We start from the raw sequence: 26,165 nt of genomic DNA, 5'->3' as shown, positions 1-26,165 counted from the left end.
TAAGATATTGGCCTAAATACTACTATTAATCGTGGTCTGTCCCCTATTATTCTTGCAATCAATAGAGTCTGTGAACCTATTGATTTTGAGAATTTATGGTGCGCCGCAAAGAGGCCTGGCCTTCATATATTCGCTGGAGCAATTTCCCATGTAACGATATCCACTTCGAATCAAGCAACGTTGAAATGCATGCTCTTGTCGCATACGAGCAGCTTCATCGGTCTCATCAGGAAACTGCTGTTTGACTTTCCATGAGAAAGTACCATTTTCATTCCCCTCACATGCCGCCCAATCATTAAGTCGACTTTCTTCTGTCATTCCCTCCTTTTCCCAATAATCAATATAAGGTTTGACGGGCTCACGGAATGGATTGCCATTCATCCAATGTCCTCCGATCCCACACCCTGTCTGCGTAAGGCTAAGAAATAATAAAAAATAGACGGATGTACGCATTTTTATTTTGCCCCTTTTAATAAAATCGAAATTGCTTGCCAGAACCAAAGGGGTCGGACTCGATTGATCTACATGAGCCGTCGGTTCCTTCTTCTTTCATGATCCGGCTGACGGCATCATAGACGTGGTGCGGATGTAGTCCTGCACACTGCTACCATTGTAAATAGTGAATCAATCGAGTCTGACCCTTTGACCCTTTGATTTTCCGCCGATATTGAAATAATCCACGCGGTGTACCGTAAATGGATACTCCTATGCGAGCTGCCGATGATATTGATATTACATGTGAGACCATACTTTTATGGTGAGCCGCAAAGAGGTTGAGATTTCATGTATTCACTAGAGCAGTTGCCAGTATAGCGATATCCAATGCGTAGCATGCAACGTTCGAAGTCGTGTTCTAATCGCATACGGAATACATCGCTACTTTCGTCTGGAAGCCGTTTTTTTCTGTCCAGCGAGAAATTTCCATTCTCTTGTCCTCCGCAATTTACCCAGTCGCGCAAGCGACTTTCTTCTGTCATCTCTTCTTTTGTCCAGTACGCGATGTAAGGTTTGATGGATTTAATCATTTTTTCGCGTTCAAGCGCACACGGACCATCCAGACACTGACCATAAAGACATCCTGAGAGTAGGAGCAGAATACTGAGTAATATCCATGTTTTCATTGTGCACTCTTTAATAAAATAGAAATGGCTTGCCATGCTTGTGGGGATAAAAACTCTGACATTGCAAAAGGGGTGGCAGGGAGTAGGGCAAGCTCACTCCAACGGTCATACAATGTTTTCTCAACGACACTCATACCTCGTTTAGTATTTCCTTGCCCATCATATAACCCTGTAATCTGACCACCAATGAAATCGTGTGTACCACCGAACGATTCGATTAGCTTGTCCTGCCAGCTTCCAGCTTTATAGGGAATACCAAATAATGTACCCTTCCAGCCTTGAATGCCGCCTGTTAAACCAGCCATTTTCCGGCCTTCATCGGTATCCAGCCACTCTATAAGGGACTTTCCATCGGCTCCCTTGCTGCTCCACTGGGCTTGACCTTTGTCGTTTAGCGCCAAGCTTCCATCTGCATTAGTTATGCAGCGTTTATTATCCGTCCCGCATAACCCATCTAGGTCGGCGCGTGTACCCCCGGTTCCAATCTCGTCTCCTCGGATCCCTTCACTCTTACCTTTCAGCAGATTGCCCAGAACAAAGTCTCCATCCGCCAAACCTGCGGATAGTTCCGAATTTTCAATCGTAATCCTCCGCATTTCTTCCGCCGCCGCAGATAAAGCCTCTTTGGTAAGCGCCGTCCCCCCAAATCCGGTCACCGCTCCGATCAGCACATTCATCACCTGTTCTTCCAGACGCAATTCTTTAAGCTGTGCCTGAATCAAGGCTTTTTCTTCTTCGGTTTCAGCGCTCTTGAGTTGTGCATTCAGCAGGCTTCTCTTGTTCTGCACATAGTCACCAACGATTTTATTTGCTTGTTGGCTGAATGCTTTCGTAATCTGCACCTGCGCCTGAATCTCTTTAGCCACTTTTTCTGCATCAAAGATCGGTACAATAGTGTCCGCCGTGCTGTTGCCTTCACTATCCACCGCATTGCCATACTCATCTACATGCACATCGCGGTTGAGTAGGGTAACGGTGGTGGCAGCATCCGTGCCGGACATCGCCTGTTGTCCTGCGTCATCCGTAATGTCGATTGCACCGCCGCTGACTGCGCTGAACGTGTTACCGTTGGTTTTACCGCTATCCGAGCCCATGCCCGCACCGGATAGTTGTGGCAAGCCAGCCTGGATGCCGCCGCCTACCGTCGCCGATGTCGCCTTGGCATCATACTCTGCTTGGTTCGCGATATCCGCGACGGTAAGCGTTTCCGTCGTCAGGCTGTTCCTGTTCTCCGCAATCGCTGTTTCAGTAGATGCGATCACCGCACCCTTGAGATCGGTGTTTCCATTGACCTTGACCTGGAAACCGCCATCTCCTGCATAGATGCCTGCTTGCTCATTGACTGAGGCATAGTCGCTGTTGATCTTGCTGCTGGATGAGCTGAACGAACCGCCTGCCATGCCAGCCCCGATCGGCACGCTAATGCTGATGCCAGTGTTTTTCTGCTTGCTGTCGTAAGTGCTTGTATCCTGTAAGCTCCGGATATTGAGGTCGCCATCGCCCGAGATGCCAATGTTAGCTACTACCTGATTGCCCTTGACTTGCGCACCAATCAGATTAGTATGCGTCCCGCTTTCCAGGCTCACTGTATTACCTGCCTGCACCACGCTCTCCGTCCAAGTGACATCCGTGCCGTTGGCCTTGCCTTTGCCTTGTGAGGCGCTGGCTGTGATAGCAAGCCCGTTGGAACCTATGCTGATGCCGACACTGGCACTGCTGTTTTTATTCTTGCTGTTAAGTGTTTCGGTGTTCTGCGCAGCGATCAGGTTGACTTCATCATCCGCTTTAAGGCTGACATTGTTGCCTGCCTTGATGGTGCTGCCGATGACAGTGATATCCGATTGCTCACCAGCCTCTGTTGCCGAGATGGCAACATCACCACCTGCCATCGCCGTGCTGCCCTGGGCTATGCTGCTGGTTTGCGTGGATGAACTGCTGTTCTTTGAAGTGCCGATGCTGAGAGACAGATTCACGCCGCCTACCTGATTGGCGGCATTGGTGACGCTACTATCTGACGGCGCCGCATTCAACGCCTGCATTGTGCCATCGTAAGTATTCTTCGCTGTCAGCGCCGTCGTGCCTGCCGCCAATGCCTGCATACGGCCATCTGATGTGTTGTTTGCGGCCTGTTTCATTTGTTCGGCGGTCTGGAGAGCCGAGATTACCGGGCTGGTGATGGCAAGTGTAATTCCGCTCTGCTTAAACTTCGTCTCCGTCGTCTGGATAGAAGTATTTTTGCCTGCCAAGATATTAACCTGCTGTGCCGAGATATTGATATCGCCTTCTGGCGTCAGCACGTCACTACCCGTCTGCGTATAGGTCTTACCTGCCTCGATGCGGACATCGCCCTCGACGCTACCCACCGTGCTGCCAGCCTGGGTGATGCTGACACCAGTTTGCTTCTGGCTCAGTTTGCTGGTGCCATAGCCTATGCTGGAGCCGCTGGCGGAGAAGCCGGATTTCTTTTCTTTCTTGGTATGGGTTTCGTCCAGGGTGTTTTCTACCGAGGTGATGATGACATCGCCAGAAGCCTGCAGTTTTGTACCGCTGGTAGAGACGATGTTGCTGCCTTCTACTGAAAGATTGCCTAGGCCCGTTGTCCCTGCCTGCAACACAATATTTTCTGCACTTAGAGTGCTGCCGTTGCGGGTGGTTTGGTCAATGGTGTCGCGGTATTCTTTCTTGCGGCTGGTAGTTTTCACCTTGCGGTAGGCATCGCTGGCGAATGTGTTGGTGCCTGCGGTGATCGAGATATCACCTCCGGCGGTGGCCTTAAGGTCGCCTGCATCGCTATTGATGCTGCTGGCAGTCACGCTGAGATTGTTGCCTGCCTGCAGGGAAATGTCGCCGCTGGTAGCGATGCTGCTGCCGATGGCAGTGGAGGATTGTTCCTTGCGCCACGATTTGCGGCCAGTAGCGTAACTGTTGGTGGTGGTTTCGACGGTGCCGATATTGAGGTTGTTGCCTGCCTGCAGCAGGGTTTGGCCGTTTATCCCATCATTCTGGACGGCAGCAGCCATGAAGTTGAGGTCGTTGCCTGCGCTGGCGACGAGGATGGCATCCGGGTTGCTGACGTATAAACCCGCCACGCGGTCAATCACCCGGCTTTGCACATGGCTGGAGCTGCCTGCTATGCGGACATTCAAATCCACCGTGCTGCTGTTGATATTGATGTCGTTGCCAGCCGTGGCGATCAGGCTATCCTTGCCTGCGATACTGCCGCCTTCGATATTGATATCGTTGGCGGCATTGATATGGACATTGTTTCCACTGACCAGGCCGCGGACGTTGTGGATGTTGTCTGCGGAGATGTTGACGATATCGCGTCCGGCGATGATGCCGCTGGCATTGAGGTCGCCGCTGGCAATTTGCAGGTCGATGTTGCTGCCCGTCAGCACCGCACCGCTGGAAGCGACATCGCTATCCTGCAAGCGCACGTACACCTGCGGCACGAGCACCTTGGTCACGGTGCCATCAGGCAAGGTGACTTCCTGCTCTACCAGCCAGACGATATCGCTGGTGAGCTGGGCCACTTGTTCTGCGCTGAGAGCGATACCGGGGATGAGCTGCAGGCTGTCGGCCTGTGTGAGACCTGCACTCATGAGGGCTTGGTATTGCGCTTCATCGTTAGCGTGACACTCCAGGAAGCGCCTGCCGGTCAGCTCCGCTATTTGCTCTCGTACCAGGCGTTGCTCATAGAAGCCGTCGCCCAGGCGCTTTTGCGTGATCGCCGGGTCGAAGGAGAGCTGCTGCATCATGTAATCCGAGCTTAGCCAGTCGCGATAATTGGCGAACTGCGGGTCGGTTTCGATCAGGTAGCTGGCCGAGGCATCCGGCACGGGATGGAACAGGCTGCTGGTGTGGAGATTGATCGGGCCGGGAACGCCAGGGGCAGGGCCGTTGGCATGAGTGACCGGGGCAGTTTGTTCGCGGATGGTGGTGTTGTCGATACGGTCAGTGAACGTGCCAGTGAGGGTGCCGCCTGCGCTGATAATGGCGGGGATGGTGTCGATAAGGGTGCTGTTGCTATCGGAGGTGATGGTGGTTCCGTGGTCGCGGTCGCCCCAGTGGATCAGGTTGGTATGGATGATGCGGTCGGTTTGATGGAATAGTTCCGCGCCCTGATTGCTCAGGGAGGAGCCAGTTAATATGAGGTTGCCGCCGGTTTCGATATGGCTGTACCGGTTGACGATGTCATCTATATCCAGTATGCCATTTCCTGCCGCGAGGATGGAGGCGGCAGGGGTGGCGGAGATGATCTGGTCTTCATATTCCGTGGTGTAGGTGGTGATGTGGTTGACGTAGCTGCAATTAGCGGTGGCGCATTCCTGACGATAGCTGGAGGTGTTGCTGATTTGCACACGTTGCGTGCTGAATTCAGTGCGTTGATTGGTTAGGCTGTTTGCCGTGATGTGAATATCACCCAATGCCTCGATACTGGCGCTGTCGTTCAGGATGGAGCCGGCACGGCCTGTTGCATGATGGCTGGCATCCAGGGTGGCGCCTATCGCCAGGTTTCCTACACTAAAGATGATAGCGCCTTGTTGGTTGGCAAGGGTGTTGATGCCAAGGTCGAGCTGGTCGCGCGCGGCCATTGTGGCTGCGGTGGTGGTGCCGTTGAAGGTTTCCGCCCGATTGGTCAGCTTGACAGCCTGAATTGTCAGGTGGTCGCCATAAAGGCGTCCGCTGCCGATGTTGTCAATGGCGGTGGCCTGGATGAAGTTGCTACCGCCATCGATTAAGCCGCGGTTGGTGAGAGTGTTGGTCACTAGTAGTGAACTGTTGGCGCTGCTGATTTCACCATTTACCTGGTTGTCGAGACTCTGCGCCATGAGGTGCAGGGTTTGCCCCGATTGCAGTTGGCTGGTGTTGATGACCTGCCCATCGGTGCTGAGCTGCAAGCTGCCGTTGGCGATCATACGCCCGCTGTTGTGGATATCACCCTGGGCGGCAATGTGCATTTGTCCTTGCGCAGTGATCGCGCCGCGGTTGAGCAGTTGCCCCGCGCTGGTCACCACCACTTCGCCCACGCTCGCCCCGATGCTACCAGCATTGCGCACGCCCAGCCCGACCTCGGTGCCGATGAGGTGAATCTTGCCTGCGTACATACCGCCCAGCGCGGCGACGTCCATAGCAAACGCGGGGGCAGTGCTGCCTGCATCGGCGGCGATGGGGGTGATGCTGGTCTGGTTGGCATTGCTGTCGATATTGACCTGGTTGGTGCCGGTGGTGACGTTGAGCGCATTGGCCCAGATGCCTGCATTGATTTCCACGGCGCGGGCAATGACATCGGTAAAGTTGGTTTGCGAAGCATCCAGGCCGTTGCCCAGAAAGCTGACGCTGCCGCCGCCGACGCGGTAACCCAGCAGGCTGCCGCCATTGACGATAGGGGTGCCGGTGGTCAGGGTGGCGCGGTTGGCGTTGATGAAGCCGCAGCCGTCGCAACTGATGCCGGCCGGGTTGGCGATGACGACTTGTGCCCGGCTGCCGGCGATTTCGATAAAGCCGTTGAGCAGGCTGGGGTTGCTGCTGTTGACCTCGTTGAGGATCACTTTGGCGGTGCCGCCTGCGAGGTAGGGGTTGCCCTGTACCCAGCCGCCAAGCTGGGTCTGCGCATTGGTATTGCTGTTGTTGAGGATGGCGCCCTGGGCGCTGACATCGAACTGGCTGTAGGTGTTGCGTGAAACACCTGCGGCGCTGGGCGTCTGGATGTTGACCAGCGGCACGCCGTTGCCCGTGTTGCCGATGATGGACCGCTGGCTGGCAGGTGCCGATGGATCGGCAATGATGTCGGCATGGGCTGGGATGTGCATGATGGCGGCGGAGCCCAGCGTGAGCATGAGGGCGAAACGCAGCGGCGACAGCCCGGCCAGCATGGGTTTATCCAGTATGAGGCTGAATGGTGTGCCCGGAGCGGTGTTGCGGGTAAGGGTATTCTCGGCCACGGCCATCATCAGGCCACGGGTGCGATTGAATATCAGACGGTAACGATGCTTGTTCATTTATCTTCCCCTTGAAAATTGAGCTGGTGACTAGAACGACCAGTTGAGATTGAAGCCGGCTGCGGTGTGAGCCGTTTCGAATCCGTCTGGTTTCTTGATGGGTTGCCCCAGGAACAGGTCATAGCTGAAACCTTTATAACCGCCGCGCATGCCGATGACAGCGCCTGCCAGTTGCTTGCCGGGCAGCAGCTTGCTGGATTGCCCGCCGACTTCGCCATAATCCAGGCCGAGATACAGGGTTTGACCGCTTTGCCCGAGCCTGGCGGCAAGGTCGTTGCGGATGAACCAACCGCGGTCCGCGCTGAGCGTGAGCTGACCATCAAAGCCGCGCACGGTGTAGCGGTTGCCGAAGGCGAAGCGGTCTTGCGGCGAGAGCGGCGTGAGGTTGGATTGGGCGCGGAGGGTGGCGCTGTATTGCAAACCTTGCGCTCCCCAGGGCAGGTTGAGAGTGAAAGGCTGGGCGAAGTGCAGGTCGGCAGTGATGATTTCCATGCGCGAGGCGCCTTCATCAAAGAACTCTTCCGGTGCCTTGAGCGCATGCATTGCCCCGGTGCCGCGCCGGTAGGCAAGCTGGTAATCCAGCACGGATTGGCCGAGGTACCAGCTTTGCTGGAGGCCCAGGGTCCAGCCCGCGGTGCGACGCCTTTGCACTTCGACTTCGGTATCGTCGATGTAGTTGAAGGATTTGCGGAAGAAGCTGCCGATGGAAAGCTGGGTTTTGTTGATAGCGGAGCGGTACACCATGCGACTGAGTTTGAGTTCGGCATTCTGGGTGCGTCCGCTGTAGGTGTAGGTCTGGTTCAACCCGGCGACAGCCTGGTGGTAGTTGTAGTTGGAGCCGGTGGCGCTGAACAGCCAATGCCCAAAGGGGATGGAATAGTGCAGGGTGGTGCCGCGCGAGCCGCGGCTGCCCTTGTCCCCGCCGCCCAGGTCGTGGTTGCGGTTGATGTAGAACAGATCGCTCAACCCCAGCAGATTGTCGCTGGAGAGCGTGACGCCGCCCTGGTATCTGCCGGTGCTGTCGAAACCGCCATCATCGGCACTTAAGGTGAGGCGGAAAGGCAATGCCTGACGGTAGCGGATCACGAGATCGCTCTCGCCGGGTTGCGCATTGCCATCGGCAGGCTCGATCTGAATATCGGCATCCGAGGTGGGCGAGCGCTTGAGGTTTTCCAGGCCTTGCTCGATGGCGCGCAGATTGAGGATGTCGCCAGGGGCGATGGGCAAGGCATTGCCGTAACGGATTCTGGGGCTGGAATCCGCTGTGAAGCGGATCTGCCGTACCTTGCCGGGAATCACGGTGAGGATGAGGTGCCCGCCGCTCAAGTCCTGCGGCCCGGCGAGGATGCGGGTAGTGACGAAGCCTTGGGCGACGATGGCGTTCTGCACATGCGACATGACGGTGTTGATGCCTTGCGCGCCCAGGCAGCGGCCTATGGCCATGTGTTTGCCATGCAGGACATCATGCAATGCAAAGTGGAACAGCGAGGCATCGCTGCCTTCAAGACTGATCTGCCGGATGGGGAAGCAAGGGGTTTCTGTTTCGGGATAAGTCAGCGACGTTGGAGCTGGTATGCCGGGTTGGCGGATATCCGGCGTTGTTTCCTGCTGCTGACGCAGCACGCGCAGGCGTTCTTGTTGCAAGAGCTGCTCTTGCGCCGAGGTGTCTATCGGTGCTGGTGCTGCAATGGCTGGGCATAGGTGTAGAAGGGCTAACCCTCCCCAGAATGCATGGCGAAATGACAGCAAGCGTGATTCCTCCCCGTGAGCAATAGATAATCAATTGTTGTTATTGCTAAAGGGAAAGGCAGCGGCAGGTGGATAGCAGCGAAAAGCCGGATGGAGAGAATACCGGGTGGCAGGTTCCTCAAATGGCGGTTCCGCTGTCATAGTAGCCATGTGCTACCTTAGACCGGTGACTTTGCGCCCCTGGTTTTTCAAACAGGGTTGCCCTTAACATTGTTCTTGCGATTCTGCTTTGATAGGTTGGCAGAGTCAATCAGATGGACCTGCGGATTACTCCTGATTTACATGGGAGGTATTCCCGGCTGTTTACCTGGCTATAATTCTTCGCTAGCGGGATAAAAGGGGCTTGGCATGTTGGTATTGAAAACATTTTTGTTGTTTATTCTCACCGCGCTAGCGGAAATTCTGGGTTGTTATCTGCCTTATCTTTGGCTCAAGAAAGATGGTTCCGCCTGGTTGTTGCTGCCTGCGGCAGTTAGCTTGGCTGTATTTGCCTGGTTGTTGAGCCTGCATCCAACTGCGGCGGGCAGGGTATATGCTGCGTATGGTGGGGTGTATATTGCAGTAGCGCTGGGCTGGCTGTGGCTGGTGGACGGCATCAGGCCAACTGCCTGGGATGTGGTTGGAGTAGCGGTAGCCTTGATTGGCATGTCCATTATCATGTTTGCTCCGCGCTGATGTTTTTGGTGGGCAGTGTTCAGGAGTAAAGTGGAAACTGGGTTTGCGCAGGCTGGAGGTTCACATGAACAGGCGGGATGCGATTACTGGACTCTTTATTGTATCAACTTTGATGATGCATGCCGCGACTGCCGCGGCGGTGATGTTTGGCCATGATCTGAACGGCATGCCTGTCGCGCAGCTGATATTCGAGCATCGCGAATGGCATGAATACCGCCAGGAATGGCGCGTCAGCCATAATGAATGCAGCGGGGTGGTGGTGGGACGAACCCCGATGACCCTATTGACCGCTGCGCATTGTTTGCGGGATGTCAGCCTGGATGAAGCCGGTTTGCCTTCCTTGCGCATCTCCTCTGCCTCCGATCCCCGACTATCCATGGCACGCCTGCAGCAAGCCATATTCCCCGAATTCGACAAAGTGCGCGGCAACCTGATTGATGACCTGGCGGTATTAATATTTGATATCGATTTGCCGGATGATGTTGCGGTTGCGCCGGTGCTGCTTGATCAGCCTGGGGCTTCATTGCTGTTGTGTGGATATGGCTATGGCGCGGCGGATGCGTTGCCGGTGAAGTTGCGCTGTGCGGAGAAGCCCGTACGTCAAGCTACGGAGGATTTTTCGGTATTCTTGCCTTCCTCCTATGCAGGTCTTGACCCTGTGTTCTACTCACGTTACCAGGTGCAGTTTGAAAGCAAGGCCAATGTGGTTTCTACGCTGGAAACGCTGATGGCGGTCAACCGTCTTGATGCGCAAGGTGAATACGACCCCGCCTTGCCTATGCCCACTATCGGGGATTCAGGCGGACCCTGGCTGGATGAGCTGGCAGAAGGACGCTATGCCGTGGTCGGCATCACAAGCTTTGTGGAAAGCTTCTATGGCAGCTCGCCACAGCTGCCTTTTTTCCACAAGAGCAGCGCGCCCATGACTGATTTTGTCTATGCGGCCTATGGCATCAGGCTGGATTCGATGCGCGCTCGAAAGCTGTTCAATGCTGCACGCATGAAAGGGGCTGATATCCGGGTGTATCGGCGCAGCTGGCAGGCGTTTGACACGTCGCAACCATAATGTGACCTTACTGGGGCACGGGTTTGCGGATCAGGCGGCTCTGCGGGAATACCGCAGTGAAGGTGCTGCCCTCGCCCAACTCCGATTCAATTTCCAGGCGGCCCTGGTGGCGGGTCAGGATATGCTTGACGATGGAGAGGCCCAAGCCGGTGCCTCCGGTTTCACGTGAGCGGCTGCGATCCACGCGATAGAAGCGCTCTGTGAGCCGGTCGATATGCTGCTGTTCTATGCCGATACCGGTATCCTGCACGCTGAAGCGAACTTCCGGGCCTTGCGTATGGAGTTTCAGATAAATGCTGCCGCCTTCCGGCGTGTAGCGCACTGCATTGCTCACCAGATTGCTGAACGCGCTGTGGAGTTCTTCGGTAGCGCCTTTGATGAAAAGCCCGGCCTCTACCGGCTCCAGGGTAATGACGTGCTTGCCCTGGCTCAGGCTGGTGCCTTCATGCAGCAGCATATTGAGCAGGGCGCTCAGGTCGATTTCGCTCTCCTGCGGTGCTTCCGGGCTGTTTTCCAATTGTGATAGGGTGAGCAGGTCTTCGATCAGGTGGCGCATGCGCCCGGTTTGTTCCTGCATCATGCCGAAATAGGTGCGCGTGTTTTTCGGTACTGCACCCTCCATATCAAGCAGGGTTTCCAGGAAGCCGTTAACCACTGTCAGTGGCGTGCGTAATTCGTGCGAGACATTGGCGATAAAATCGCGGCGCATGGTTTCCAGCTTTTCCATCTGGCTGATATCACGCGAGATCAACAGCTTCTGGTTATCGCCGAATGGCACGATCTGGATTTCCAGCGTGGTGTTGGTGATATGCCAGGACCTGAGCTTGATGGGTTCTGAATAATCCCGGTGTTGCAGGTAGTGAATAAAATCGCTTGTACGTACCAGGTAGCCGATGGGCTGTCCTGTATCGTGGCGCATCGACAACCCCAATTGTTTTTCAGCGGCCGGGTTGCACCATTCGATCTGGTCATTGCCGTTCAATAGCACAACTCCATCCGGCAGCGCACTGGCCGCATGGCGGAAGCGGTCCAGCGTGGAACTCATCTGCGCGTGGCTGCGGCTATTGCGGCGTTTCGTGTAATAGATAGCGGAAAATACTTCTTCCCAGACTCCGCTGCCTACCGGCATGGTGTTGAGGTCAGGGTTCTTGAACCATTGCAGCAGGCTATGCAGCCAGTATAGGTGTCCGGCCAGGTAAAACAGCAACATGCCGCAAAAACATAATAATGCCGTGATGGTGTCGGTGGCTGCCCAGATGACGAGACTGATGAGTATGGCAGCTGAAGCTAGCCATACGAGTTTCCAGCGGATATCTTGCACAATGGCTTCTTATCGTGTGAAGGCAGCTATTATGATCTACTGTGCCGAGAAACGGTAGCCAACACCGCGCACGGTCTGGATAAATTCCTCATGGCCAGATTCCGAAAGTGCACGGCGCAGGCGGCGGATATGCACATCCACCGTGCGGTCTTCCACGAATACACGGTCGCCCCACACGCGGTCCAGTACCTGGGTGCGCGAGTGCACGCGTTCGGGGTTGGACATCAAGTAATGCAGCAGGCGGAATTCGGTCGGGCCCAATTCCAAGGTCTTGCCGTGGCCGGAAACCCGGTGAGTCATCGGGTCCAAGCGCAGGCCGCCGACTTCGAGCGGGTCATCGGTCATCTGCGGCGCGCGGCGGCGCAGCACTGCCTTGATGCGGGCATTCAGTTCGCGCGGACTGAATGGCTTCGTCACATAGTCATCCGCGCCGACTTCCAGACCGCGCACCTTATCAGACTCCTCGCCACGCGCAGTGAGCATGATGATGGGAATGGATTTGGTGAGCTCGTCTCCCTTGAGCTTGCGCGCGAATTCGATGCCGCTCATGCCGGGCAGCATCCAGTCCAGCAGAATGAGATCGGGCAGGGTTTCGCGGATCAACATCTGCGCCTGTTCCACGCTCAATGCCCGCACAGGATTATGGCCTGCTTGGGTCAGGTTGAGCGCAAGCAGTTCTTGAATTGCTGGTTCGTCTTCTACCACCAGGATATTCGCTGGCATGTCAGGTTTCCTCACTTATTGAATGACGAGCAATATATGACGCAAATATGACAGATTGATGACTATGTTTAAAGTTGATCGAGATACTGATCCTAGAATTTCCAGAAGAACTGATGGGCTTCAGCCATACTGCCGATCCTGGTTTTTGGTATTCCCGGATAAGGCATGAATGCGTGGTCGATGGTTTCCAGACGGTCAAACAATGATGGCTGGACGGTATATACCTTGATGAATTTTTCAATATGTTGCCCTAGTGTTCTTGGAGTAATGCAGAGAAATGCACTGAGCTTCTTTTTATTGGCATCAAAGTGGTCAAAGCTGATCAGGTAGGCGATGGCTTCGGAATAACTGCGCATTAGCAGCTGTTGTTTTTCTACATGGTCCTCGTTGAATAAAAGCAGGAATAGTGGATTCGACTGCTCCGGCGCAGGGATATCGAATGCTGGGGTATCTGACTCATCGTCAGCGTGGATGCGAAATGCTTTTTTCAAACGGTAGTCGTCGTGTTTGACATAGCGAAAACCCAATCTTGCCGGAACCCAGTTTATGTCTTTGGGACAAGCCAGATCGGGATAACGGCCATGTGCCGCAATAAAATCTTCGAGCAAGATATAAGCTTCATTTTCCAGGTCGCCTAGTGAATATTCAGCTTTTGTTTTATACGCGATGCTTCTTAATTTGGGTTTGATGATCGATATAAAGTCATTGAAAAAGAAGAGGTCCATGGCTGATTTCCGTGAGATGAATTAGCACAGCAATCTATTTTTCAGCATGATGATACGAAAGAATAATAAGGATATTAAGGATCAGAGCATTGCAGTTTGATTCAATTTATATGATGATTTGTAACAAAATATTTCATCAGAACACCTATAAATTGAGACACTAAGGAGAGAGTATGGCTGGCTTTTTTTCCAGAGAGCGCATCGTCGTGGGTGCGGGATACAATCGCTGGCTGGTGCCTCCCGCTGCGCTGGCCGTGCATCTTTCCATCGGTATGGCTTATGGATTCAGCGTGTTTTGGCTGCCCTTATCCAAGGCGCTGGGAATTTCAGAACCCCTTGCCTGCGGCGAGGATGTTGGTTTCTGGATGCGGGCGATTACGACCGCCTGCGACTGGAAAGTGAGCGACCTGGGCTGGATTTTTACCCTGTTCTTTGTGTTCCTGGGTTGTTCTGCCGCAGTGTTCGGCCATTGGCTAGAGCATGCCGGGCCGCGCAAGGCCGGGGCGGTAGCAGCCGTCTGCTGGGGCGGCGGCTTGCTGATTTCCGCCATCGGCGTCTATACCCATCAATTGTGGCTGATGTGGTTGGGATCTGGCGTAATTGGCGGCATCGGCCTTGGTCTGGGCTATATTTCTCCGGTGTCCACGTTGATCAAATGGTTCCCCGACAAGCGCGGCCTGGCGACCGGCATGGCGATCATGGGCTTCGGCGGCGGTGCCATGATAGGCGCGCCGCTGGCCAATACGATGATGAATTATTTCGCCAGCGAGGCCTCGATCGGCGTCTGGCAAACCTTTGCCACCATGGGCGTGCTCTATTTCGTAGTCATGATGATAGGTTCGCTGGGATACCGCGTTCCCGCGCACGACTGGAAGCCGAAAGGATGGACGCCGCCCGTCAGCAACGGCAAGAAGGCCATGATCACCCAGCATCATGTGCATGTGAATGAGGCGCACAAGACGCCGCAATTCTGGCTGCTGTGGTGGGTGCTTTGCCTCAACGTCAGCGCAGGTATCGGTGTGATCGGCATGGCGTCCCCCATGCTGCAGGAGGTATTCGGCGGCCTGCTGATCGATGTGCCGCTCAAACTTTCTGAGCTGAGCAGCGACCAGAAACTGCAAGTGGCAGCCATCGGGGCGGGTTTTGCCGGATTGCTGTCGTTCTTCAACATCCTGGGACGCATCGGCTGGGCCTCCTGCTCGGACTTTCTCGGGCGCAAGCGCACCTACATTATCTTCTTTGCCTTGGGCTTTGCCCTGTATGTATTGTCTCCATGGGCAGGCAGTATCGGCAGCGTCGCGCTATTTGCTGGCGTGTTTTGCGTGATTTTGAGTATGTACGGCGGCGGATTCTCCACGATTCCGGCATATCTAGCGGATGTGTTCGGCACGCAGCACGTAGGCGCCATCCACGGACGGATACTGACGGCCTGGGCCACGGCCGGGGTGCTGGGGCCGGTGATCGTCAATTACCTGCGCGACTACCAGCTTGATCAGGGTGTGCCTGCCGATCACGCCTACGGCATCATTATGTATGTGCTGGCGGCCTTGCTGTTGGTGGGGCTGGCGTGCAATCTCCTGGTGCGGCCAGTGGCGGAAAAGCATTACATGACCGCCGAGCAGCTTGCCGCCGAGAAAAAAGCCTCGCATGAGCAGGCGCAGAAGGGTATGCAGGCCCCCGCGCACAAGAGCAGCGCCGTGTTGACCGCGGTGGTCTGGATCGCTGTGGGCATCCCAATTGCCTATGGTGTCTGGAGTACACTGCAAAAAGCCGTGATTCTGTTCCATTGAGCATGGGCGGGAGGAGAGGGTCGAAATGACGCATCGCTGTGCCTGGGCCAAAGGCGCGCTGGACATTGCCTATCACGATATGGAATGGGGCGTGCCCGTGCATGACGATACGCGTCTGTTCGAGTTTCTCGTGCTGGAGGGCGCGCAGGCGGGGTTGAGCTGGAGCACGGTGCTGAAGAAGCGCGGGCATTACCGTCAGGTATTCGACCAGTTCGAGGTTGCCCGCGTTGCCGCGTATGACGCGGACAAGGTCGCTGCCTTGCTCGCCGATCCCGGTATCATCCGCAACCGGCTCAAGGTGCACGCCGCCATCGGCAATGCCCGTGCCGCGCTGGAGGTGCAAGTCAGATACGGCAGCCTGGATACTTTCCTTTGGCAATTTGTGCAGGGTAGGCCGCAGGTCAATCATTGGCGCAACATGGCGGAGGTGCCTGCCAGCACGGCGGTTTCCGACCAGATGTCAAAGGCTTTGAAGCAGCATGGCTTCAAGTTTGTCGGCTCGACGATTTGCTATGCTTTCATGCAGGCGGTCGGCATGGTGAATGATCACACCGTAGATTGTTTCCGCCATGCTGAGCTGCTGCCGTTGCAGGCTAACGTGTTAAAATAATCCAATTTTCCAGCCGCGTGCTGGGCTTAATTCAACAACGCAGCCTCAGCAGCTAGTGAGGCTGTGCTTCAACGGACACCATCATGAAAAAAATCGCAGTGGATTTGAATGGCAAGGATTTGCGCATCGGCATCGTGCTATCCCGTTTCAACAGCAATATAGGCGAGGGCTTGTTGCAGGCTTGTGTGGCGCAACTGCACAAACTGGGCGTGGCGGACGACGACATTACCCTGGCCACCGTGCCGGGCGCGTTGGAAACCCCGGCCATCCTGCTGCAAATGGCGGATAGCGACCAGTTTGACGGCTTGATCGCCCTAGGCGCCATCATCCGCGGTGAGACCTACCATTTTGAAGTAGTTTCCAACGAATCCGCCCGCGGCATTTCCGACGTGCAGCTCAGCACCGGCATTCCGGTTGCTAATGCCATCCTTACCACTGAAAACGACGAGCAGGCCGAAGCGCGCATGGCGGTCAAGGGTGCGGAAGCGGCTGATGTTGTGGTCGAGATGATCAACCTGTTGAAGCGGCTATGAGCGAGAGCGACAAGAAACCTGCGGATGCAGGAAAAACCAGCCCAGCCAAGGCGGGGCGCAGTCGCCGCAAATCGCGCGAGCTGGTACTCAAGGGCGTGTACCTTGGCCTGATGAACCGCAAGGACGTCAAGCTCATCATCCGTGAGCTTGCGGACGATCCTGATTTTGATCGCGCTGATTACGAGTACTTCCGCCAATTACTTGAAGGCGTGGCGGACAATATCGACGCGCTGGATGCGCGTCTGGTAGGCGTGCTGGACCGTCAACTGTCAGAGCTTAGCCCGATTGAGCATGCAATCCTTTGTATTGCGGCTTATGAACTGATTCATGATGTGACCATTCCCTATCGGGTTGCGATCAATGAAGGGGTGGAGCTGGCCAAACTCTACGGCGGTACCGATGGCCACAAATACGTCAATGGCGTGCTGGACAAGATTGCCGCGGAAGCGCGTCCGGACGAGTTCCAGCGCGGGCGGAAGTAAGCCTGACATCGTGTGAAAATAGCCAGCCTGGACTGGCTATTTTTATTTGTGTGGCAGAAACGGGCTAACCCTATTGCGACGTAGGCTTGTAATCTTGGCTTTCCTTTGTAAAGATTGCAGTCACAAGTATTGAATAAATATTGCTTGCAAGCATGCTGAATTATCTGGAAGTCTTGCTACAAGGGAAGGTGACATGGCAAAACTGGTGCTGACGCTGGAAGGGGATTTTCTGGCGGAATTTCCGTTGGGTAAAGCGCGCTTGAGTATAGGCAGGCGTCCTAATTGTGATATCCGCCTGGAAAATTTGGCGATCAGCGGCGAGCATGCATTTGTGGAGCCTGAGGGAGGCGTGTTTTACCTTGAAGATAACCAGAGCACCAATGGAACGCTGGTGAATGGGCGCGTAATCACGCGACACCTGTTGCAGGATGGCGATATGATAGGTTTGGGGCGGCATCAGATCGAATACCGCGAGGAAGACATTGCGGCAGAGCGCGGGTTCGAGAAAACAGTATTCGTCATGCCCGTGGTCAAGAAAATGCTGGCTGAAGCCGAGAAACAGAATAACGCTGCTGATAGCGCCCAGGCTGCGGGAAATGATAGGCAGCAGCCTGTCGGCCCGGCCAGAGTCAGGGTGTTGAATGGCGCGAGCCAGGGACGAGAGGTCGAGCTCAAGAAAACCCTGACGACATTAGGCAAGAGCGGGGTGCAGGTTGCAGTCATCACCAGACGTGCACCGGGTTATTTCCTGGCCCATGTTGAAGGCGACGGCCGCCCGGTGCTGAACGGAAACGCGGTGGAGATGCAAGCACAAGGATTGGCCCATGGCGATGTCATAGAGCTTGCCGGTATCAGGATGCTGTTTATATTGGAGTAGCCTGCATATCTTGGGGAGAGTGGAATCATGGCAATATCGGATACATTGATCAGGCAGTTGGAAGATCTGCATGCGATAGGTATTGCACTGTCCGCAGAACATAACCATCAGCGCCTGCTGGAAATGATCGTCATCAGCGCCAAGCGGTTGACCAATGCGGATGCCGGCACTTTGTATATCGTGACCCCGGACAATACCCTGCATTTTGAGATCATGCGCACCAGCTCGCTCGGTATCGCAATGGGCGGCACCACAGGCAACCCTATTCCCTTCCAGCCCTTGCCGCTCTACCTTGACGATGGGCGGCCTAACCATCACATGGTGGCCGCGTATGCGGTGCTCAATGATTGCACGGTCAATATAGAGGATGCCTATGAGGCGGAAGGGTTCGATTTTTCAGGAACCAGCCAGTTTGATGCATCCACCGGCTATCGCTCATGCTCATTCCTCACTGTTCCCATGAAGAATCATGAAGGCGATATCATTGGTGTCCTGCAATTGATTAATGCCAAGGATGCAGCCACCGGCGAGATTACCTCATTCTCCAAGTACAGCCAGCATTTGGTGGAGTCATTGGCCTCACAGGCGGCTATTGCCCTGACCAATCACCAACTGATTGAAGGGTTGAAGGGCTTGTTCGAGGCATTCATCCGCCTGATTGCCGGGGCGATTGATGCCAAGTCCCCCTATACTGGCGACCATTGCCGTCGGGTGCCCGAGCTGGCGATGATGCTGGCCGATGCAGTGAATCGCACAGAATCCGGTCCGCTCAAGGATTTCTATATGGATGAGGAGGAATTGGACGAGCTGCGGATTGCTGCCTGGATCCATGATTGCGGCAAGGTGGCCATACCGGATTCCCTGATGGACAAGCCAACCAAACTTTCTACCTTGTTTGATCGCATTGTCTTGCTGGAGCAACGGTTTGCGCTGTTGAAGAAGCAGATGGAGTGCCGTTTGCTGCGCCAGCAATTACAAGCGGTGCGACAGGGTCAAGCACAGGATGAGGCGTTGTTGGCACAGGAGCATGCCGATTCGGTTAGGCGGCTGGATGAAGACCTCAATTTCCTGCGGCAAGTGAATATGGGAAGTGAATCCATGTCCGAAGAAGAGCAAGAGCGCGTCAGGGCGATTGCGCAGTATCGGCTGGAAGACCCACAAGGAAACGAAACCAGTTTTCTCTCTGAAGAAGAAGTGTACAACCTGACCATCAAGTCAGGCACCTTAACCCCGGAAGAGCGCCAGATGGTAAATCATCATATCGTGGTGACGATAGAGATGCTGGAATCCTTGCCGTATCCACCTGGTTTGCGGCGCATTCCGGAATATGCGGGTGGGCATCATGAACGCATGGATGGCCGTGGCTATCCGCGTGGCCTGCGTCGCGAACAGCTTTCCATTCCTGCTCGCATGATGGGGATTGTCGACATCTTCGAAGCGCTGACTTCTGCTGATCGACCATACAAGAAAGCCAAGACTTTATCGGAAACACTGCAGATATTGGGGAATATGAAGCTGAATCAGCATATCGATCCCGATCTGTTCGATGTCTTCATTCGCGAAAAAGTGTATCTCCAATATGCCCATCTCTACTTGCAGCCTGAGCAGATTGATGAGGTAGATGAGACGAAGGTGCCAGGGTATCAGCCATGATCAGCAGCAAGAGCGGCTAATCACTTCTCCTGAGGTTGTTGCGAATGTACTGCACTGTCTCTGGAAACAATGTCAGGCTAAGAGCACTGTACTGGGTTTTGTGAGCTGATATTGCCAACCTAATCTAACGGCTGGTTGCGCACGCCATTTTGATCAAGTACCAAGCAGCTGCCTTGCTCGTACCAGTCCCCCAATACCCAGCGGTCTATCCTGTGACCATCGACTTCCAGGGGATGCAATGCGGGCCGGTGGGTATGCCCATGGATAAGCAGTTCCGGGTAGTCGTATTGGCGCAGCAGATTGGTCACCGCTTCCGCGTTAACATCCATGATGCTTTCCTGCTTACCAGATTTTTCCTGTTCACTACGCTGGCGTAAGGCTTCAATTTGCGCTTTACGCACGCTGAGCGGCTGCTGCAGAAAAGCCTGTTGCCAGATTGGAGCGCGCACCTGCTGGCGAAACGCCTGATAGGCAATATCGTCAGTGCAAAGCGCGTCGCCATGGCTGAGCAATACCTGTTTACCATATAGTGTGAGCAGGGTCGGATCTGGCAATATGGTCAGGCCAGCGGCGGCGGCAAAAGCTTCTCCAGCCAGGAAATCACGATTGCCATGCATGAAGTAGATGCGGATGCCTTGGGCAGACAAAGCGCGTAAAGCCTGGAGAATGGGCTGATGATGGGAGAGGTCGTCATCCCCGGCCCAATATTCGAAAAAATCCCCTAGGATATAGAGAGCTTCAGCCTGGGCGGCCTGCTGTTGCAGGAATCTCAGGAACTGGCCGGTAATGGCTGGCCTAGAATCGCACAAATGCAGGTCGGAAATGAACAGGCTGAATGCCTCTTGTTTCCGACCTGTGGATGCCATGCTTGTCGTGTGTTGTTGAAGTTGTTAAACGACTTCAGCGCGCTCGATGATCACAGGCTCAAGCGGCACATCCTGGTGACCATTTTTGCTGCCGGTCTTGACTTTCTTGATCTGGTCAATGACTTCGGTACCTGCCACTACCTTGCCGAAAACGGCATAGCCCCAGCCTTGGTGGGTGGGCGCAGTGAAGTTGAGGAAATCGTTGTTGGCCACATTGATGAAAAACTGGCTGCTGGCTGAGTGAGGCGCAGCAGTGCGCGCCATTGCAATGGTATAGGTCTGGTTCAGCAAGCTGTTGTTGGCTTCGTTCTGGATGGATTCGCGGGTGGGCTTTTGCTCCATTTCAGGCGTGAAGCCGCCACCCTGGATCATGAAACCGTCAATGACGCGATGGAAGATGGTGTTGTCGTAAAAACCATCCTTAACGTACTGGATGAAGTTGGCCGTGGTGATTGGCGCTTCTTTTTCATCAAGTTCCAGAGTGATTTCACCAAAGTTGGTATGCAGCTTGATCAAGGTTTCTTTCCTTTACTTTTAGTTGGCGCTTCTGTCTGCGCAATGGTTTTGACTTTCTTGTAATCCAGGCGGTCGGCAATATTGATGGGTTGGTCCAGCAGGGCCACCTTTTCAATCACGACCGGTTCGACAGGAACATTGAGGTGAGCGCCTACTACCTTGGTAGGGCTCTTGCCAATGCGTTCGACGACATCAATACCCTTGATAACCTTGCCGAAGACGCAATAGCCGATATAGGCCGCCTCAGGCTTGTGGAAATTAAGAAATTTGTTGTCAGCCAGATTGATGAAAAATTGGGAAGTGGCCGAATTGGGATTGAATGCGCGAGCCATGGCAATGGCGCCATATTCGTTTTTCAGGCCATTGTTGGACTCGTTCTCGATGGGAGAGAAAGTGGATTTCTCGCGCATATCTGCCGTCAGGCCGCCGCCCTGGATCATGAACCTGTCTACGGTGCGATGGAAGGTAGTACCCGCATAGAAATCGCTGGTGACATACTGGATGAAGTTGGCGACAGTTTTGGGAGCCTTGTCTGGGTATAGCTCAATGATGAAGCTGCCATGGTTGGTTTGAATTTCCAGTTGTTGGGGTGACGTGTCGCTGGCCTGGGCATTCACACCGGCAAACAGCATGGAAAGACACAGGAAAGGAACTAGCAAAGCACGGGAAATAGTGTGCATCAGAATATCCTCCAATATTAAAATCTGCATCAGGGTGCCCTCATTGCCTGGTGACGAAATTTCACAAACTGCCTGTCGATCATGACGTTATGCTGACAGTATTGGGTGGGTGTGAAAGCCCGTAACCTGGTTGATGGATATATAGGGGCAATAGGATAGCGGAAGCCGCGGGTGTTGGATAGCTTAAATTTTGCGGCCCGGCCCCTGTAGGAGTCGCATCAGCGGGCCAATGGCGCGAAACAGGCTTGTGATATACTCGCGAACCGTTGATATTTATTCAATTTTACAAGCCGAGGTAGCGTCATTTATCCATATTTGCGATACGCTACCCCGTTTAAAAATCCCTATCTTGCCTGAAAAATGCTGAAAATCTATAACACCCTCGCACGTGCGAAGCAGATATTTACTCCTATCGTCCCGGGCAAGGTCAGCATGTATGTCTGCGGCATGACGGTATATGACTATTGCCACCTTGGGCACGCGCGCGTCATGGTGGTGTTTGATATGGTCAATCGCTGGCTGCGTTGCTCTGGCTATGCAGTGACCTATGTGCGCAATGTCACCGATATCGACGACAAGATCATCGCCCGCGCAAATGAAAATGGCGAGACGATCACCGAGCTGACCAGCCGCTTCATCGACGCCATGAATGAGGATGCGGCCAAGCTCGGCGTGTGGCGGCCCGACCGCGAGCCGCACGCGACGGATTACATTCATGAAATGACCACGATGATCGGCAGCTTGATCGAAAAGCAGCATGCCTATGCCGCTGATAATGGCGATGTCTATTACGCCGTTTCCAGCTTTGCCGGTTACGGCAAGCTGTCGGGTAAGTCGCTGGAAGATTTGCGGGCAGGCGAGCGTGTGGAAGTGGATGCTCACAAACGCGACCCCATGGATTTTGTGTTATGGAAAGCCGCCAAGCCGGGCGAGCCGAGCTGGGATTCTCCTTGGGGGCCGGGCCGTCCCGGCTGGCATATCGAATGCTCGGCCATGGGCGCGCGCCATCTCGGGCCGCATTTCGATATCCACGGCGGCGGCCAGGATCTACAGTTTCCCCATCACGAGAACGAGATCGCGCAAAGCGAAGGCGCGCACGGCTGCACTTTCGTGAATTACTGGATGCACAACGGCTTTATCCGCGTCGATGACGAAAAGATGTCGAAATCACTCGGTAATTTCTTCACTATTCGCGAAGTGCTGGAAAAATATGATGCGGAAGTGGTGCGTTTCTTCATCCTCCGGGCGCACTACCGCAGTCCGCTGAATTATTCCGACCATCACCTGAACGATGCCAGACAGGCATTGACCAGGTTATATACCGCCTTGCGCGGATTTGACCTGCCCCAGGTGGAGATTGACTGGCAGCAGCCTGAAGCCGCCCGCTTCAAGGAAGCGCTCGATGACGATTTCAATACGCCGGAAGCGTTTGCCGTGCTGTTCGAGCTGGCGAACGAGGTGAATCGTAGCGGCTCATTGGCGCAGGCCGGGTTGCTCAAGGGATTGGCCGGCAAGTTGGGATTATTGCAGCGGAACCCCGACGAGTTCCTGAAAGGCGGCGGCGATGATGGCGGGCTGACGGCAGAAAAGGTCGATGCGCTGATTGCCGAGCGGCTGGCGGCGCGCAAGGACAGGAATTTCGCCGAGGCCGACCGTATCCGCGACGAGTTGGCCGCCCAGGGGGTTATTCTTGAAGACACGCCCCAGGGAACGAGCTGGCGCCGCGCTTGATGCTGGCATTCGGCAAACCGGTTCTCAGCCATGGGGATTCTAGCTATAATCGCGGCATGATTTTCGCGAAGCGCCTGTTTGCGCTACTCAGCGTCGTGTTGTGCTTGAGCCTGTTCGCCCAGCAGACTGAACGATCTTTTGCCGTGGACTTTGATAGTCCAACCTTTACCCATGTGCAGCAGATAGAAATGGACAACGACCGCGAGGTCAGCGAGCCAATTCTTGCCATGCGTGTGCCTTTGTTGCGCCCTGTTTTTGTTTTTGATCTCAAACTCGCCCTTCCGATTGAGTCTTATCTTCCTCCCGATCTCTTCCTGATCACCCGACCTCCTATTGCCTGACGACGCCTGTAGTCCATCCTGATTATGGCCGTTTCTGTGATGGCCATTGTCAGTTGATAGGGCTTTTTGTGGCTGCTATCTTCCTGATATTCCTATGCCTTTATTGGGATTGCTGCATATAGCGATATGTGTGGAAGCTAGCGCTTCAACCGATTGATGTTCTGTGGATGCAAGCCGTTGACGGCGGTATGCTTGCAGAACCATCTCATTCAAGTGTTTTAAGGGTCACATGAAAACATATATGGAAACAGGCATGCCACAGGTTGGCGCGCCCAGGGTGCGCCGTGCCGGGCGGCATGCTTATTTTGCGGGGATGCTGGCTGCCATGCTGTTCTGCTGGCAGGCGCCGTCAGCATGGGCAGCCTATACGCTGCCGGAATTGATGGAAACCGCCATGCAGCACAATCCGGCGCTGGGGATTGCCGCCGCGCAACGCGATGTCGCAGAGGCCGCGGTCACGACTGCCTCGACTTATAGCAACCCCCAGGTGGAGGCGACCATGGGTCCCAGCCGTTATCTGACGCCGGGCGGGCAGGGCGACAGACGTAACTGGAGCGTGGGATTGTCGCAATCATTGGATTTCCCCAAGGTGCGCGAAGCCAGGATCGAGGCTGCCGAGATTGAAACCCGGATTGCCGATGCGGGTGTGGAATTGATTCGCATCGAGTTGCGGTCGCGCGTCAAGAATGCTTTTTATGACGTAATACAGCGCAAGGCAGTGCTCAGGATGGTGGAAGGGGACCGCAATCTCCTGCAGCAGATTCGTGAGCGGGTGAAGCTGCGGGTCGAGGTGGGCGAAGCGCCCAAGTATGAATTGATCAAAGCCGATACCGAGGCTCTGGCTGCCGAGCGGGATTATCAGACTGCCCTGGTGCGCGTGAATGAAGGCAAGGCTTACCTGCGCGGGCTGCTGGGTTCTACCATCCCGCTGGAGTATGACGTAGAGGGCGAATTACCCCTGACCTATGGTTTGCCATCGCTGGACAAGCTGCGTGAGCAGGTGGCGCAGAGCCCCCAGCTATCGCAATTGCGGGCTGGCATTGATACTGCGGAAGCCAAGCTCAGGCTGGAAGAGCGCTTGCGCCACCCTGGCCTGACGCTCAAGGCTGGGGTCGAGGAAGATCCTGACCTTAGGCAGATACGCCTGGGCGTGGCATTGCCATTGCCATTGTGGGACAAGCGCCAGGGTCCGATCGCGGCTGCGGCTGCACAGATCCGGCAAAGCCAGGCAACGCTGAGCGATCGCGCACTTGGCTTGCAGCGTGACATGGAAGCGGCGTATCAGCGCTACGTGATTGCGCAGCAGCAATTGGCTGCATTCGAGAACGGCTTGCTGAGCCAGGCCGAATCGGTACTCAGAGTGGCGGAGGCAGCTTATCGTTACGGTGAGCGTGGCATCCTGGAATACATGGATGCCCAGCGCACTTTCCGTGCCGTACGCAAGGATTACCTTGCCGCAAAATTTGATTACGTCAGCAGCATGCTGGAAATAGAGCGCCTGCTTGGTACAGAACTTCTGGAGGTTAAGCCGTAATGTTCCCCCATTCCTTAAAAAAAATGAATTCCATTCTGATGCCGGGCAGCCTGCTTGCCTTGGTATTGCTGCTGGCGGCGTGCAAGCCAGCTGAAACCCCTGACGAGGCAGTGGTAGAGCAGCAAGACCCGAATGTGGTCGAGCTTTCTCCTTTATTGCAGAGCCAGGTCAAGATTGCAGAAGTGGGCAAGGCGGAAATCCGCGAGGTATTGCGCGTGCCTGGCAGTATCCAGGCGGATGACCAGCGTGTGGCGCGTATCGGCGCTTCGGTGACTGGGCGCATCACCGACATCAAAGCGGTGTTGGGACAAGATGTTCGGCAGGGCGAGGTGCTGGCGACCTTGAATAGCACCGAGCTGGCGCAGAACCAGTTGCTCTATATCAAGGCCGCGCAGCAGATTGCCTTGCAGACCAAGGCGGTAGAGCGCGCGCGACTATTGCTGGAAGCTGATGTGATCGGTGCGGCGGAATTGCAGCGCCGCGAAGCGGAACTGGACGCTGCCAAGGCTGATCTCTACACCGCCAAGGAGCAATTGCAGGTGCTGGGCATGTCTGAAAAGGCGATTGCGCAGATTGCCCGCTCCGGTCAGATACGTTCTTACAGCAATGTGGATGCCCGGCTTTCGGGCACAGTGATCAGCCGTAAGGTTAATCTGGGACAGGTGGTGCAGCCTGCCGAGGAACTGTTCATCGTTGCTGACCTTTCCCGTGTGTGGGCAGTGGCTGAGGTGCCGGAACAGCAGGTCGAACTGGTGCAGGAGGGTGAAGATGTGGAAATCGAGATTCCCGCATTGAGCAACCGCAAGATTACCGGCAAGCTGATTTTTGTTGGCGATGTGGTGAACCCGCTGACCCGTACCGTTACTGTGCGTACCGATCTGGAGAACAGTGATGAAAGCATCAAGCCGGACATGCTGGTTTCCATGCTGGTGCAATCCAAGCTGACCCAGCAACTGGCCGTGCCCAAGCGTGCCGTGGTGCGTGAAAATGACCGGGACTATGTCTATGTCGAGATTGCGCCCAATAAATTCCGCCTGCGTGAAGTGAAACTGGGCACTGAGTACAAGGAAATGGCCGTGGTGGTTTCCGGGCTGGATGAAGGTGAAAAGATCATTGTGGACGGCGCATTCCATGTCAACAATGAGCGCAAACGCAAGGAGCTGGAATAAG

General features: G+C 54.9%; 22 protein-coding genes and 1 riboswitch. Of the genes, 12 read left to right on the top strand and 10 right to left on the bottom strand.

Features of this window, described 5'->3' with window-relative positions; all coding sequences use genetic code 11:
- Positions 1–93: 93 nt before the first annotated feature.
- The 4 genes from V7Z75_RS11360 to V7Z75_RS11345 all read right to left on the bottom strand — a co-directional run bounded on the left by V7Z75_RS11360 (position 94) and on the right by V7Z75_RS11345 (position 8,767).
- Positions 94–381 (bottom strand): hypothetical protein, encoded by a 288-nt coding sequence (locus V7Z75_RS11360; RefSeq protein ID WP_334108807.1) that lies wholly within the window; start codon positions 379–381, stop codon positions 94–96.
- Positions 382–752: 371 nt separating this feature from the next.
- The gene (locus V7Z75_RS11355; protein ID WP_334108806.1) at positions 753–1,121 is read right to left on the bottom strand and encodes a hypothetical protein; all 369 of its coding nucleotides are present in this window, start codon (positions 1,119–1,121) and stop codon (positions 753–755) included.
- On the bottom strand, positions 1,118–7,123 hold the full coding sequence (locus V7Z75_RS11350; protein ID WP_334108805.1) for a two-partner secretion domain-containing protein: 6,006 nt from the start codon (positions 7,121–7,123) through the stop codon (positions 1,118–1,120). The genes V7Z75_RS11355 and V7Z75_RS11350 overlap by 4 nt, the downstream gene beginning before the upstream one ends.
- Before the next feature lie 30 nt (positions 7,124–7,153).
- On the bottom strand, positions 7,154–8,767 hold the full coding sequence (locus tag V7Z75_RS11345; RefSeq protein WP_334108804.1) for a ShlB/FhaC/HecB family hemolysin secretion/activation protein: 1,614 nt from the start codon (positions 8,765–8,767) through the stop codon (positions 7,154–7,156).
- Between the two features lie 226 nt (positions 8,768–8,993).
- A riboswitch (cyclic di-GMP riboswitch) is annotated at positions 8,994–9,085 on the bottom strand.
- A gap of 135 nt (positions 9,086–9,220) precedes the next feature.
- Between V7Z75_RS11345 and V7Z75_RS11340 the strand changes: the two genes are divergently transcribed.
- Both V7Z75_RS11340 and V7Z75_RS11335 read left to right on the top strand, forming a co-directional pair.
- Positions 9,221–9,547, top strand: coding sequence for a YnfA family protein (locus V7Z75_RS11340; RefSeq protein ID WP_334108803.1), 327 nt, complete (start codon positions 9,221–9,223; stop codon positions 9,545–9,547).
- Between the two features lie 64 nt (positions 9,548–9,611).
- Entirely contained in the window at positions 9,612–10,613 is a 1,002-nt protein-coding gene (locus V7Z75_RS11335; protein WP_334108802.1) for a trypsin-like serine protease, read from the top strand.
- Between the two features lie 7 nt (positions 10,614–10,620).
- Here V7Z75_RS11335 and phoR read toward each other — a convergent pair whose 3' ends face one another.
- The 3 genes from phoR to V7Z75_RS11320 form a co-directional block, all read right to left on the bottom strand.
- Positions 10,621–11,934 (bottom strand): phosphate regulon sensor histidine kinase PhoR, encoded by a 1,314-nt coding sequence (gene phoR / locus V7Z75_RS11330; RefSeq protein WP_334108801.1) that lies wholly within the window; start codon positions 11,932–11,934, stop codon positions 10,621–10,623.
- A 36-nt stretch (positions 11,935–11,970) separates the two neighbouring features.
- Positions 11,971–12,657, bottom strand: a complete 687-nt coding sequence (gene phoB, locus V7Z75_RS11325; protein WP_334108800.1) for a phosphate regulon transcriptional regulator PhoB — start codon at positions 12,655–12,657, stop codon at positions 11,971–11,973.
- 92 nt (positions 12,658–12,749) lie between these two features.
- Positions 12,750–13,382: a hypothetical protein gene (locus tag V7Z75_RS11320; protein ID WP_334108799.1), complete on the bottom strand. Its 633-nt coding sequence runs from the start codon at positions 13,380–13,382 to the stop codon at positions 12,750–12,752.
- A gap of 173 nt (positions 13,383–13,555) precedes the next feature.
- Between V7Z75_RS11320 and V7Z75_RS11315 the strand changes: the two genes are divergently transcribed.
- The 6 genes from V7Z75_RS11315 (at position 13,556) to V7Z75_RS11290 (ending at position 19,327) form a co-directional block, all read left to right on the top strand.
- Positions 13,556–15,172 carry an OFA family MFS transporter gene (locus tag V7Z75_RS11315; protein WP_334108798.1) on the top strand — a complete coding sequence of 539 codons (1,617 nt, stop codon included), beginning with the start codon at positions 13,556–13,558 and terminating at the stop codon, positions 15,170–15,172.
- A gap of 25 nt (positions 15,173–15,197) precedes the next feature.
- Positions 15,198–15,782 (top strand): DNA-3-methyladenine glycosylase I, encoded by a 585-nt coding sequence (locus tag V7Z75_RS11310; protein WP_334108797.1) that lies wholly within the window; start codon positions 15,198–15,200, stop codon positions 15,780–15,782.
- Between the two features lie 83 nt (positions 15,783–15,865).
- Positions 15,866–16,315: a 6,7-dimethyl-8-ribityllumazine synthase gene (gene ribH, locus V7Z75_RS11305; protein WP_334108796.1), complete on the top strand. Its 450-nt coding sequence runs from the start codon at positions 15,866–15,868 to the stop codon at positions 16,313–16,315.
- Positions 16,312–16,797, top strand: coding sequence for a transcription antitermination factor NusB (gene nusB, locus V7Z75_RS11300; RefSeq protein WP_334108795.1), 486 nt, complete (start codon positions 16,312–16,314; stop codon positions 16,795–16,797). The genes ribH and nusB overlap by 4 nt, the downstream gene beginning before the upstream one ends.
- Positions 16,798–16,990: 193 nt before the next feature.
- Positions 16,991–17,674, top strand: coding sequence for an FHA domain-containing protein (locus tag V7Z75_RS11295; RefSeq protein WP_334108794.1), 684 nt, complete (start codon positions 16,991–16,993; stop codon positions 17,672–17,674).
- Between the two features lie 27 nt (positions 17,675–17,701).
- Positions 17,702–19,327: an HD domain-containing phosphohydrolase gene (locus V7Z75_RS11290; protein ID WP_334108793.1), complete on the top strand. Its 1,626-nt coding sequence runs from the start codon at positions 17,702–17,704 to the stop codon at positions 19,325–19,327.
- Positions 19,328–19,446: 119 nt separating this feature from the next.
- On the opposite strand, the gene V7Z75_RS11285 is transcribed toward V7Z75_RS11290, so the two are convergent.
- The 3 genes from V7Z75_RS11285 to V7Z75_RS11275 are packed head-to-tail and all read right to left on the bottom strand — an operon-like array spanning position 19,447 to position 21,389.
- Positions 19,447–20,193: a UDP-2,3-diacylglucosamine diphosphatase gene (locus V7Z75_RS11285; RefSeq protein WP_334108792.1), complete on the bottom strand. Its 747-nt coding sequence runs from the start codon at positions 20,191–20,193 to the stop codon at positions 19,447–19,449.
- Between the two features lie 24 nt (positions 20,194–20,217).
- Positions 20,218–20,709, bottom strand: a complete 492-nt coding sequence (locus tag V7Z75_RS11280; RefSeq protein ID WP_334108791.1) for a peptidylprolyl isomerase — start codon at positions 20,707–20,709, stop codon at positions 20,218–20,220.
- Positions 20,706–21,389 carry a peptidylprolyl isomerase gene (locus V7Z75_RS11275; RefSeq protein WP_334108790.1) on the bottom strand — a complete coding sequence of 228 codons (684 nt, stop codon included), beginning with the start codon at positions 21,387–21,389 and terminating at the stop codon, positions 20,706–20,708. The genes V7Z75_RS11280 and V7Z75_RS11275 overlap by 4 nt, the downstream gene beginning before the upstream one ends.
- 360 nt (positions 21,390–21,749) lie before the next feature.
- Between V7Z75_RS11275 and cysS the strand changes: the two genes are divergently transcribed.
- The 4 genes from cysS (at position 21,750) to V7Z75_RS11255 (ending at position 26,164) form a co-directional block, all read left to right on the top strand.
- Positions 21,750–23,120, top strand: coding sequence for a cysteine--tRNA ligase (gene cysS / locus V7Z75_RS11270; protein WP_334108789.1), 1,371 nt, complete (start codon positions 21,750–21,752; stop codon positions 23,118–23,120).
- On the top strand, positions 23,117–23,461 hold the full coding sequence (locus V7Z75_RS11265) for a hypothetical protein (RefSeq protein ID WP_334108788.1): 345 nt from the start codon (positions 23,117–23,119) through the stop codon (positions 23,459–23,461). Before cysS ends, V7Z75_RS11265 begins: the two co-directional genes overlap by 4 nt.
- Before the next feature lie 253 nt (positions 23,462–23,714).
- A complete protein-coding gene (locus tag V7Z75_RS11260; RefSeq protein WP_334108787.1) occupies positions 23,715–24,995 on the top strand; it encodes a TolC family protein in 1,281 nt (426 codons plus the stop codon).
- 23 nt (positions 24,996–25,018) lie between these two features.
- Complete coding sequence (locus tag V7Z75_RS11255; protein WP_334108786.1) at positions 25,019–26,164, top strand: efflux RND transporter periplasmic adaptor subunit; 1,146 nt, start codon at positions 25,019–25,021, stop codon at positions 26,162–26,164.
- Position 26,165: the final 1 nt, after the last annotated feature.

This window comes from Methylobacillus sp., assembly GCF_036844465.1.
Classification (GTDB): domain Bacteria; phylum Pseudomonadota; class Gammaproteobacteria; order Burkholderiales; family Methylophilaceae; genus Methylobacillus.
The sequence above is the reverse complement of the archived record's forward strand: the minus strand, read 5'-3'. Positions and strand labels throughout refer to the sequence as shown.